Source organism: Microbacterium sp. CnD16-F (assembly GCF_024124465.1).
GTDB lineage: Bacteria > Actinomycetota > Actinomycetes > Actinomycetales > Microbacteriaceae > Microbacterium > Microbacterium gawkjiense.
This window is the reverse complement of the sequence record NZ_JAMXSA010000073.1, coordinates 1-10,858: the sequence shown is the minus strand read 5'-3', so window position 1 is coordinate 10,858 and position 10,858 is coordinate 1. Positions and strand designations below refer to the sequence as shown.

The window sequence follows — 10,858 nt, the reverse complement described above, 5'->3', positions numbered from 1 at the left end:
TCCGCGGCAGAGGCATCGACAGCCTCCCCAGCATTCGCACCACCACCGACGAGACCCCTGGCTAGACTGCCCGCAACCGTTCACTTTTCGAGCGCCGAAAGTGACCAGGATTCACCCGCCGCCGACACGAGGATCATATATCGTGTCGTATTTGCTTCATTTCAGGTCTCAGTGCGACGAACGATTGGAGAGGGACATATGTGCTGAAGGTATCAATAACGTGAAAATAGGTATTTGACGTGCACTAATCGCGCCTGACAAGGTGAAAACATCGAAAACGGTTCAACGGAAGAACGGTCCCGAGGTAGACGGTGGAAGATCACAACAGACTTGAAGAACTACTCGCGCGTTCGGGGCAGGGGCCGTTGAGCGGCACCATCATCGCTGACTTCGGCAGGGTGCTGGCCGGGCCCTACTGCACTATGCTGCTGGCGGACATGGGGGCGACCGTCATCAAGGTCGAGAGTCCGATCGGGGACGAGACCCGTGCTTGGATGCCGCCGGAGCATGAGGGCAAGTCGACTTACTACCTCTCGATCAACCGGAACAAGCTGTCGATCGAACTGGACTTCAGCGACCCCGGGGATCTCGCGACCGCACGCGAGCTCGCAGCTCGCGCGGACGTCGTAATCGAGAACTTCAAGCCCGGCGGTCTCGAGAAGTTCGGGCTGGACTATCAGAGCGTGGCGGCTCAGAACCCGGACGTGATTTTCACCTCGATCACCGGGTTCGGTACCGCGGGCGGGGCGAGCCTTCCTGGATACGACCTGCTCGTCCAGGCTGCCTCCGGGCTCATGAGTCTCACCGGGGCGCCGGAGACCGAGCCGTTCCGTGCCGGCGTCGCGGTCGTCGATGTGTTCACGGGTATGCACGCCTGCATCGGTATCCTCGCCGCCCTCAACCACCGGCGAGTGACCGGTGAAGGGCAGCGGGTGGAGGTCAATCTGATGAGCTCGGCACTGTCGGGCCTGGTGAACCAGACCGGCGCTTACGCCATCGCAGGCGTCGTTCCGACCCGCATGGGCAACGAGCATCCGAGCATCTACCCTTACGAGCCGATCGCCACCGGAGACGGGGAGATCGTGCTCGCGATCGGCAACGACAGGCAGTTCCGGGTGCTCTGCCGGGAGCTCGGCACGCCTGAACTCGTCGAGGATCCGCGCTTCGCGTTCGCGCCCGACCGCAGCCGCAACCGACTCGATCTGCGTCCGCTACTCGAAGCCGCGCTCTCGCATGCGACCGCCACGGAGTGGTTCGAACGGCTCACCGCAGCGGGGATCCCGTGCGCGCCGATCCAGGACGTCGCAGCCGGTGTCCAGTTCGCCGAGCGCATCGGCCTGGATCCGATCATTCAAGCCGGATCCGGGGATGACTCTCTGTCCGGGATCCGCAACCCCATCACCTTCTCACAGACCCCGGCGACCTACGACAAGGCGCCCCCCGAGCTAGGCGCAGATACCGAGCTGGTGCGGCGCTGGCTCGCGGGCTCCTCGCCGCTCGCATCGATCTCAGCAAAGGAAGCAACAGCATGAGTGCACTCAACAGGTCAGGCGTCAACGTGGATTTCTACGGCGTCGAGGACTACCTCGGTGAGGAGGATCGCGCGCTCGTCGCGAAGGTGCGAGCCTTCGTCGATTCTGAGGTCACCCCGATCATCAACGAGTACTGGGAACAGGCGGACTTCCCGTACCAGATCCTCCCGAAGTTCGGGGAGCTTGGCATCATCGGCACCGCGATCGAAGGGTACGGCTGCCCAGGCCTGACCCGGTTGCAGGCGGGACTGGTCGCCATGGAGCTCTCCCGCGGTGACGGGAGCATCAACACGTTCAACGCCGTGCACTCCGGCCTCGCGATGGGGACGATCAACCTACTCGGCAGCGACGAACAGAAGCAGCGCTGGCTGACCCAGATGGCGAAGCTCGAGAAGCTCGGCGCGTTCGCGCTGACGGAACCCGATCACGGTTCCGACTCCGTGGCTCTTGAATCCAGCGCCCGCCTCGACGGCGACCACTACGTTCTCAATGGCTCGAAGCGGTGGATCGGCCTCGGCCACGTCGCAGATCTCGTCATCATCTGGGCGCGCGACACCGCCGACGACAAGGTCAAGGCGTTCATCCTGGAGAAGAACGAGGACGGCAGTTACCCGTCCGGATACCACGCGGAAGCCATCCAAGGGAAGATCGCCAAGCGCGCGATCCAGCAGGCGCAAATCACCTTCGAAGACCTTCGGATCCCCGCCGAGAACAAACTCGAAAAGTCTCAGTCGTTCCGCGATGTCGGGGCGGTGCTCAACCGCACCCGCAGCACCGTCGCCTGGGAATCGTTGGGACACGCGACCGCCGCCTACGAGGCGGCAGTGCAGTACGCGTCCGAGCGCGTCCAGTTCGGCAGCCCGATCTCACACTACCAACTCGTCCAGAACAAGCTCGCCAACATGCTCGCTGACCTTACAGCGATGCAGCTGGTCTGCTTCCGTGCCGGCGCCCTGCAGAACGAAGGCCGCCTAAGCAACGAGCAGGCCTCGCTCGCGAAGATGTTCACTGGCGATAAAGCGCGGCAGCTATGCCGCGATTCCCGCGACCTGCTCGGCGGCAACGGCTTGCTGCTCGAGAACCACGTCGCCCGCCATCTCACGGACATGGAAGTCGTCCACACCTACGAGGGCACCGATTTCATCCAGTCCCTGATCGTGGGCCGCGAGATCACTGGGGTCTCCGCGTTCAAGCGGTAAGGACGGAGCGAGATGGGCGAGTACATCGTCATAGGCGCAGGACTCGCCGGCGCCGCCACCGCGTGGCGTCTCGCCCAACGCGGGCAAGACGTGACCCTGCTGGAGCGGTCGGCACCAGCCAACCCGTACGGCAGTTCGCACGGCTCCGCGCGGATCTTTCGCTACGCCTACCCGAGCGAGCTCTACACAGGGCTCGTTATCCGTTCCAAGCCGCTGTGGGACGAACTCGAACGGGAGAACGGTGCACGTCTGATCGAACCCACCGGCGCCCTCGACCATGGCGCGGTGAACGATCCCGTCGGCCTCGCCCGTGTCCTGGACGCGCTGGGTGTCGAGCATGAGCTACTGCCAGAGGCGGAGGCGGGCTCGCGCTGGCCGCAGTACGGCTTCGACGGCGCGGTACTCTATCACCCCGGCGCTGGAGTGCTTGATGCCCGCAACACGGTCGAGGCGTTCGTTCGCCTGGCCGCCGCAACCGGGCGGGTCAGACTGCTCACGAACTGGACCGTCAGCTCTATCGAGCGGCGCACCGGCGGCTTCCGCGTCGAATCCACGGTCGGCGACGTCGTCGAAGGCGAGAAAGTGGTCGTCGCGGCCGGCCCGTGGCTTCCAACCCTTCTGGACTCGCTCGCTCTGCCTGCCGGGTTCATCCACTCACTGCCGTCTTTCGAAGTGCGTGAGGAGCAGGCGTTCCACTTCCCCTACCGCGACGCCGGCGCTTCCGGCGCACCCTATCCGGCTTGGCCGACGTTCATGCACGAGAACGAGACGGTCGACATCTACGGTCTGCCAGGCGGCCGCGACGCCGGATACCACGGCCTCAAGATCGCGCACTTCAATGGCGGAACCGTAATCCCGAGCATCTTCGACCGCACCGGCCAGATCCGGCCGGAGGCCAGGCAACGAGCTCGCGACTACGTCAAGGAATGGGTGCCCGGTGTCGAACCGGATTCCTACGCGGAAGCGACGTGCATGTTCACCAGCACGCCCAGCAGCGACTTTCTGATTGACGAGGCCGAAGGCATCGTCGTCCTGTCCGCCTGCTCCGGCCGTGGTGCGAAGTTCGCTCCGCTGCTCGGCGAGCTCGCCGCCGACCTTGCTACCGGCGCCGGGACCGTCCCTGACGAGTTCCGTGCCGCGTATCACTCCAGGCGCTCCGCAGCCTGACCCACCTTACTCACAGAAAGACCACGGTTCACCCCATGACCTCGACGTTCATCTACGATGCCGTCCGCACCCCTTTCGGACGCGCCGCCGGTGCGCTCTCCGGGATCCGCCCTGACGACCTCGCCGCGGTCGTCATGAAAGCCGCCGTCGAGCGCACCGGCGTCGATCCCGCACGTATTGAAGACGTGATCTTTGGAGACGCGAACCAGGCCGGTGAGGACAACCGCAACGTCGCCCGTTTCGGCGCCCTCCTCGCGGGCTTCCCCTCCTCGGTCACGGGCGTCACCGTCAACCGGCTTTGCGCATCGTCCGTGGAGGCCGTGATCCAGGGTTCCCGGGCGATCGAGTCGGGGGATGCAGAGCTGATCCTCGCCGGCGGCGTGGAGTCCATGTCCCGTGCGCCCTTCGTTCTCGAGAAGTCCCCGAAGCCCTGGCCGGCGGTCGGCAACCAGACGCTCTGGAACACTTCCATCGGGTGGCGCATGGTAAACCGGGCCCTGCCCAAGCATTGGACCATCTCCAACGGCGAGTCCGCGGAGAAGATCGCCCAGGAGTGGGGGATCACCCGTGAAGCACAGGACGCGTTCTCGGTCCGCTCGCATGAGCTCGCCGCGAAAGCGTGGGCGGAGGGCCGCTACGACGCCGAGATCGTGCAGGTGCCCGGCGCTGAGATGGCGCGCGATGAGGGCATCCGCGACGGCAGCACCGTTGAGAAGCTCGCCGGTCTCAAAGCGCTGTTCGCCGCCGACGGTACCGTGACGGCCGGGAACTCGTCCTCGATCAACGACGGTGCTTCCGCGGTGCTGCTCGGCGCCGAGGACGCCCTCGACGCCGAACCGCTCGCGCGGATTACCGGACGTGCCGCCCACGGCGTCGACCCGGACATCTTCCCGATCGCGCCGATCGAGGCCGCGAACAAGGCGCTGGCGCGCGCGGGACGGACCTGGGCGGACGTTGACCTCGTCGAGCTGAACGAAGCCTTCGCCTCACAGTCCCTGGCCTGCCTCAAAGGCTGGCCCGACTTCGACCCGGAGAAGCTCAACATCCACGGCGGCGCCATCGCCATCGGTCACCCCCTCGGCGCCTCAGGCGGCCGGATCATCGGTCACGCCGCCCACGAGCTCAAGCGCCGCGGCGGAGGAGTCGCAGTCGCCGCGATCTGCATCGGCGTCGGCCAAGGGCTCGCCGTTGTTCTTGAGCGGTAACTTATGGCCGTAGTGTCAATGCTGTTCAGTTCATTCGTCTCGGGTGGTACGCAGCTCAGAAGCTGCACTGGACTCTAAGCGGCCAGGTTACCTTTTGGCTGATTTAAGAGTACCTAATCAAACGGCTTTGGCCTCCGTCATGACCTTGCCAGCGTTGGATGGCAGAGGGGGATCTTGCTCAGAGCCGTACCGCAGCAAGCTCGATGAATGTAGGTGGTTCGCTGTCACACTCAGCAGCATGGGAGCGGCTTGAAGTTTGCAGGGTTCTTTCTTCGAGCTCATCTTCCGACTCACATATCTTGCAAACATGGCTGAAGCGCCACGACTCGACTCTGATTTGACCGCGTAGCGCGGGGCAGTCGAGGCCACCTATCGAACGTGAAAGGTGGCCTCCGATGACAGTTTCGATGCGTCGCATGACGGCGGGCGATGGGTACAAGTACCTCCTGAAGTCGGTCGCGTATGGCGACGGCGATAGAGCCTTGTCGACCCCGTTGACTCGCTACTACAGCGAAGAGGGAACCCCACCCGGCAGATGGCTCGGTTCTGGCCTGAGTGGCCTCGCGGACGGTCAGATTGTGGGCGGGGATACGGTGACCGAGACGCAACTCCAACTGCTCATCGGGATGGGCCGCGATCCCGTGACGGGTGATGCGCTTGGGCGACCTTACAGCCAGTTCCAGACGCTCGATGAGCGCGTTGCCGCTCGCATTGCCGCGCTCGATCCTGAACTCACGCCATCACAGCGCGCCGAAGCGGTCACGGTGATTGAGGCGGAGGAAGCGGCGAAGAAGAGCCGTAAGGCGGTCGCTGGTTACGACTTCACTTTCTCGATTCCGAAGTCAGCATCCGTGTTGTGGGCGGTGGCTGATGGGGGCACGCAACAACTCATCTGGGAAGCGCACCATGCCGCGATAGCTGATGTGTTGCAGTTCATGGAGCGCGAGGTCACTGCAACACGGGGAGGAGCGCGCGGCCCTGACGGTGCGGTGCTGCAACTCGACGTCGCTGGGGTTGTTGCAGCCGCGTATGACCACTACGACTCCAGGTTGCAAGACCCCTACCTGCATACGCATGTGGTGGTGTCGAACAAGGTGCAGCACGCCCAGACCATGCGTTGGCTCGCGCTTGACGGGCGACCTCTGCACGCAGCGACGGTCGCGCTGAGCGAACTTCATGAGGCGATCTTCGCTGACTCACTCACCCGGCTGCTTGGGGTCTCGTGGGAGTCACGCGAGCAAGCTGCTGGTCGGAACCAGTCGTGGGCGATCAGTGATGTGCCGGAGGAATTGATCAAAGCGTTCTCGAGTCGCGCACGCGATATTGAGGTCGAGAAAGAACGCCTTATTGCGGAGTTCGTGGCACGGCACGGCCGCAGGCCGTCGTCGGCTCAGGTCATCAAGCTGTTGCAGGAGGCCACGCTCGCAACACGCCCCGAGAAAGACGTGCGATCGCTGGATGACCTCACGAGCGAGTGGCGGGATCGTGCAACAGTGATCCTCGGTGAAGATGCGACGGCGTGGGCGATCAGTGTTGCGTGGCAACACGACCCCAGAAGCTCGGGCGTGCGGTTGTTGCGCGCCGATGATGTACCACTCGACATGATCGCAGCCCTCGGGAAGCAAGTGATCGAGACCGTGGGCGAGAAACGTTCGACCTGGCGACGCTGGAACCTCATGGCCGAAGCAGCCCGGCAGTCCATGTGGCTCAGGTTCGCGTCAAGCGAGGATCGCGAGGTCATCGTCGGCATGATCGCGGATGCCGCCGAGCAAGCATCGCTCAGGCTCACCCCGCCCGAACTTGCCGTCACACCCGCCGAGTTCCGGCGCGCTGATGGCTCCACAAGATTCCGGCCGAAGCACTCGACACTGTTCTCATCGACAGCGTTGCTTGCGGCGGAGGATCGGCTGATCGCGAGAGCGCGGGGCATGGCCGGCCCCAGGCTCGCGCTCGACACGATCGAACGCTTCGCGAACGAACCCGATAATGAGGGGCGCACGCTCGGCCCCGACCAACGCGACGCACTCGCCCGGATCGCGGTCTCAGGCCGCACCGTCGATGTTCTCGTGGGGCCTGCAGGTACTGGGAAGACTACGACGCTGGGCGCATTGCGTCGTGCCTGGGAATGGAAGCACGGTGAGGGGTCAGTGGTTGGGCTTGCCCCGTCAGCAGTCGCGGCAGGAGTGCTCGCTGATGAACTCGGCGTCCCGACCGATAACACCGCGAAATGGCGGGAAGTGTTCGAGCGCACCGGGCAGACCTTCACACGCGGTCAGCTGGTGATTCTTGATGAGGCGTCGCTTGCGGGTACGCACTCGCTCGACCTCATCACCCGTGAGGCTGAGCGGGTCGGAGCGAAAGTGCTGCTTGTTGGTGACCCGGCACAGTTGCAGTCGGTCGGCGTGGGCGGCGCGTTCACCCTGATCGTGAACGACCGCGCTGAGGGCACGCCGGAGTTGACGGAGGTGTGGCGGCTGAAACACGACTGGGAGAAACGCGCCTCGCTCGAGTTGCGCCACGGCCGCGTCCCCGTGATCGACACCTATATGGAGCATGGCAGGATTAGGGGCGGCACCATTGACGAGATGGCCGAGGCTGCGTACTGGGCCTGGTGGGAAGACCGGCAGGCCGGGCGAGGAACGATCCTGATCGCAGAAACCGTCGAGAATGTCACCGAACTGAACCAGCGGGCACGCCGCGACCTCATCGCCCACGGCTACGTCGCCGCTGAACGCGAGATCGAACTGGGCGACGGCAGCCGCGTGAGTGTGGGAGACACGATCATCACGAGGAAGAACGACCGCCGCCTGCGCTCGGCACACGGATGGGTGCGCAACGGTGAACGCTGGGTCGTGACGAACGTGCGCGATGACGGCTCGGTCTTCGTGCGGCCACCCACCATGCGGCGCGGGGGCGGGATCTTGTTGCCCGCCGCCTACGTTGCCGAGCACCTCGACCTCGGCTACGCCGTCACCGCGCACCGTGCCCAGGGCGTCACCGTCGATACCGCACACACACTCGTCGAAGCCACCACGACCAGGGAAGTGCTCTACGTCTCCATGACGCGCGGCAGATACTCGAACCGAGCCTATGTCGCCACGGATCGGCTCGATCCCGCGCACAGCGTGCCGCAGCCCGGCGAGAACCCCGACGCGACTGCCCGCACCGTGCTCCAGGGCGTGCTTCAGCATGTCGGGGCTGAACTCTCGGCACACGAGACGATCACTGCCGAGCAGGAACGATGGGGCGGGATCGCGCAGCTTGCCGCTGAATACGAGACGATCGCCGCCGCCGCGCAACAGGACAGGTGGGCGCGGTTGCTTGCGGTATCCGGGCTGACCGACGCGCAGGTAGACGAGGCGGTGAGTGCGGAGACGTTCGGGGCGCTCGTCGCCGAACTCCGACGTGCCGAGGCCAGCGGGCACCCGGTCGATACGCTCATGCCGAGGATTGTGCGGGCGCGTGGCTTCGCGGATGCCGACGACATCGCCTCCGTACTGCACTACCGACTCGAACAAGCCGTAACGAGGCTCGGCGCTGGTAGTGCGCTGCCGCGCGCTCGGTTCATCGTAGGACTACTGCCCGAGGCGGTCGGAGAGATGAGCGCGGATATGCGTGCCGCACTCGATGAGCGGCGGGAACTCATCGAAGCGCGCGCCGCCGCGATCATCGACACCGCCCTCGAACGCGGCGAACAGTGGGTGATCGCTGTCGGTGCCGCGCCGGAGAATGAGCAGGATCGGGCGCGCTGGCGATCAGGGCTGATGACCATCGCCGCATACCGAGACCGGCACAGCATCGACCCCAGGGAGGCGCAGCCGCTCGGAGCCGAGCCGGAGAGCATCGGGCAACGCATCGACTACGAACGCGCCGGGGTGGCGCTCATCCGTGCCCAACAGATCGCCCGCCAAACAGCGCAGTCTGACGCGCCGAGGCCGACAGCCGGGCGCGAGCATCGAGGCCCGACACGATAGCGAACACGGTCAGTCAAGCGCACCTCGTTCTCATCCCGAGAGCCGTGAGCGAGGAGTGAGCGATGGCCGTGAAGCGAGCACCCGTCGACAAGTTCCTCGACTCTGGCTATCCGTCAGGAACTGCAGCGCGCAAAGCACGATTCGTGAACGCGCTACTCCGATTCATCGCAGACGATTACCCGGAGGACAGATTCACGAACCAGCTCTACGAGGGCCTCTACAACTCGGGCTACTTCGGGTTCATCGCCCACTACGACCGTGCAGGGTTCTACTACGAGCAACTCTCCACACCAGAGCGGCGCACCAGGTTCCTCACTGACCTGCGCCGCTCGTGCGACCGAGACCGCCATACTGAACGGCCCGACATCTGGAGCGACGTGAAAGCCGTGCTCGCCGAACGCTTGAACCCATCCGAACCTCAGACCGCGCGTGCCGCGCGAACCGCTCGAACGGCATCCGGCGCGCGTCGAGCCGCCGCACCAAAGTACGACGGCCCGACACTGTTCTGAGTAGACGGCCCCGCTACCGACGAGAAGTCGCAGGCTCGGCGCCGCACTCGTCAATAACTGTCTCTTGCGCCATGCGCTTCAGCTCGCGCGCCTCGCGCAACCTCGCTTTGCCGAGTACCGTCAGGCTGATCGGCCCCCACACGAGGAACTTGATCGCGTTCCAGATGCAGAGAATGAACACGAGATACAGCCACTCGGGAGCACTCACCTCGATCAGAGCGAGAGCGCCGCGTGCGATCAACAGGTAGGGGATCGAGAGCAGCATCGCCGGTACACCGTAGCGGAGATTTTCGCGGCGGTGCAGGAACCAGATCAGCCGGTTCGTCGGAGCGTACCGCTGCAACAGATCGTTCGCGAAGCTACTGAGATGCCAGATGATAGTGAGCATGACGGAGTCCTTTACAGATCTACCGGCGGTCAGATTCGTGTAAAAGCACTTCGCAGCTCAGGCTGCTCCGTCATTCCCCAGGCGGGGCTTATTTGCCGTGTGCTCCTAACTGTACGCCTGAAGGCCTGAAAAGCACAGCATGTTCAGGAACGGCTGAGACCCTGTGCCTCGGTGTATGCACAGGCGCAGCACTCTTGAGATGTGCAGCGGGGGCCTCAGTACTCGGCTCAGGCAAGGGTCGATCAAGAGCGGTTGATGAGAGGTCATAGCCGCCCCGGGGCGAGTATTCGGCGACGTGTCGAGTCGCGTAGCGTGCGCGCTCGGTGATGATCGGTGCACCAGACACTTGCATCTCGGCCGGGTAGTGCGCTGCGATCCATTTGCGGCCTAACTTGGTGAAGCCGCCGCCATCGCGCACCCGAATCTGCGCGGGCACGACTGGTAGCTCACGCCAGTTCGGGATCGCGTGATTGTGCCACCCCTCGACGCTATCGATTTCCGAGTCGCTGACCTGATGCCACTCGCATGGTTCGCAGACCGCGAGATACATGAGGTCGCCCGGCCCCTCGCACTTCGGCTCGGGGCGCAGGTCAGCTGAGAACATGACGAGGCGGTGATCGCCGTACTCGGTGCCACCATTGAGCCATCCGTATCCGGTGTGCCACATACGGCTATGCGGGATCGACCCGAAACGGCCATTGAGAAGCTGCCAATGCTCAAACGCGGCCTGTAGCTCGCCCGGCGAGAAGTAGTCGGTGGGTCAAGTCCCGTGGAGTGGTGTAACCGTTTCGTGATCCTTCAGGGATGTGGGGGCTAGTTTTCGTTGTGATTGCAGATGCTCGCGACGAGCTCACTCACGGTGTCGGAGTACAGCCCAGGAGTGG

The 10,858-nt window shown here is 64.3% G+C and carries 7 protein-coding genes and 1 pseudogene; 6 read left to right on the top strand and 2 right to left on the bottom strand.

Annotated features, from left to right (window positions below):
* The first annotated feature begins 365 nt into the window (after positions 1–365).
* From NH287_RS13960 to NH287_RS13935, 6 genes are all read left to right on the top strand, one after another.
* Positions 366–1,532, top strand: a complete 1,167-nt coding sequence (locus NH287_RS13960; protein ID WP_253036098.1) for a CaiB/BaiF CoA-transferase family protein — start codon at positions 366–368, stop codon at positions 1,530–1,532.
* Entirely contained in the window at positions 1,529–2,731 is a 1,203-nt protein-coding gene (locus tag NH287_RS13955; RefSeq protein WP_079941028.1) for an acyl-CoA dehydrogenase family protein, read from the top strand. The genes NH287_RS13960 and NH287_RS13955 overlap by 4 nt, the downstream gene beginning before the upstream one ends.
* Positions 2,732–2,743: 12 nt before the next feature.
* The gene (locus NH287_RS13950) at positions 2,744–3,898 is read left to right on the top strand and encodes an FAD-dependent oxidoreductase (RefSeq protein ID WP_079941027.1); all 1,155 of its coding nucleotides are present in this window, start codon (positions 2,744–2,746) and stop codon (positions 3,896–3,898) included.
* A gap of 35 nt (positions 3,899–3,933) precedes the next feature.
* Positions 3,934–5,103, top strand: coding sequence for a thiolase family protein (locus NH287_RS13945; RefSeq protein ID WP_079941026.1), 1,170 nt, complete (start codon positions 3,934–3,936; stop codon positions 5,101–5,103).
* A gap of 395 nt (positions 5,104–5,498) precedes the next feature.
* Positions 5,499–9,077, top strand: coding sequence for a MobF family relaxase (gene mobF, locus NH287_RS13940; RefSeq protein WP_079941024.1), 3,579 nt, complete (start codon positions 5,499–5,501; stop codon positions 9,075–9,077).
* Positions 9,078–9,139: 62 nt separating this feature from the next.
* Positions 9,140–9,586 (top strand): hypothetical protein, encoded by a 447-nt coding sequence (locus NH287_RS13935; RefSeq protein ID WP_079941022.1) that lies wholly within the window; start codon positions 9,140–9,142, stop codon positions 9,584–9,586.
* Between the two features lie 13 nt (positions 9,587–9,599).
* On the opposite strand, the gene NH287_RS13930 is transcribed toward NH287_RS13935, so the two are convergent.
* Entirely contained in the window at positions 9,600–9,974 is a 375-nt protein-coding gene (locus NH287_RS13930) for a hypothetical protein (protein WP_079941021.1), read from the bottom strand.
* An 88-nt stretch (positions 9,975–10,062) separates the two neighbouring features.
* Positions 10,063–10,701, bottom strand: a pseudogene (locus NH287_RS15505) (DUF6349 family protein); the annotation flags it as partial.
* Positions 10,702–10,858: the final 157 nt, after the last annotated feature.

Excerpts from the sequence above, each read along its gene's own strand:
- NH287_RS13955 (WP_079941028.1), top strand. The coding sequence starts at position 1,529 with ATGAGTGCACTCAACAGGTCAGGCGTCAACGTGGATTTCTACGGCGTC.
- NH287_RS13950 (WP_079941027.1), top strand. The coding sequence starts at position 2,744 with ATGGGCGAGTACATCGTCATAGGCGCAGGACTCGCCGGCGCCGCCACC.
- NH287_RS13945 (WP_079941026.1), top strand. The coding sequence starts at position 3,934 with ATGACCTCGACGTTCATCTACGATGCCGTCCGCACCCCTTTCGGACGC.
- mobF (WP_079941024.1), top strand. The coding sequence starts at position 5,499 with ATGACAGTTTCGATGCGTCGCATGACGGCGGGCGATGGGTACAAGTAC.
- NH287_RS13935 (WP_079941022.1), top strand. The coding sequence starts at position 9,140 with ATGGCCGTGAAGCGAGCACCCGTCGACAAGTTCCTCGACTCTGGCTAT.
- NH287_RS13930 (WP_079941021.1), bottom strand. The coding sequence starts at position 9,974 with ATGCTCACTATCATCTGGCATCTCAGTAGCTTCGCGAACGATCTGTTG.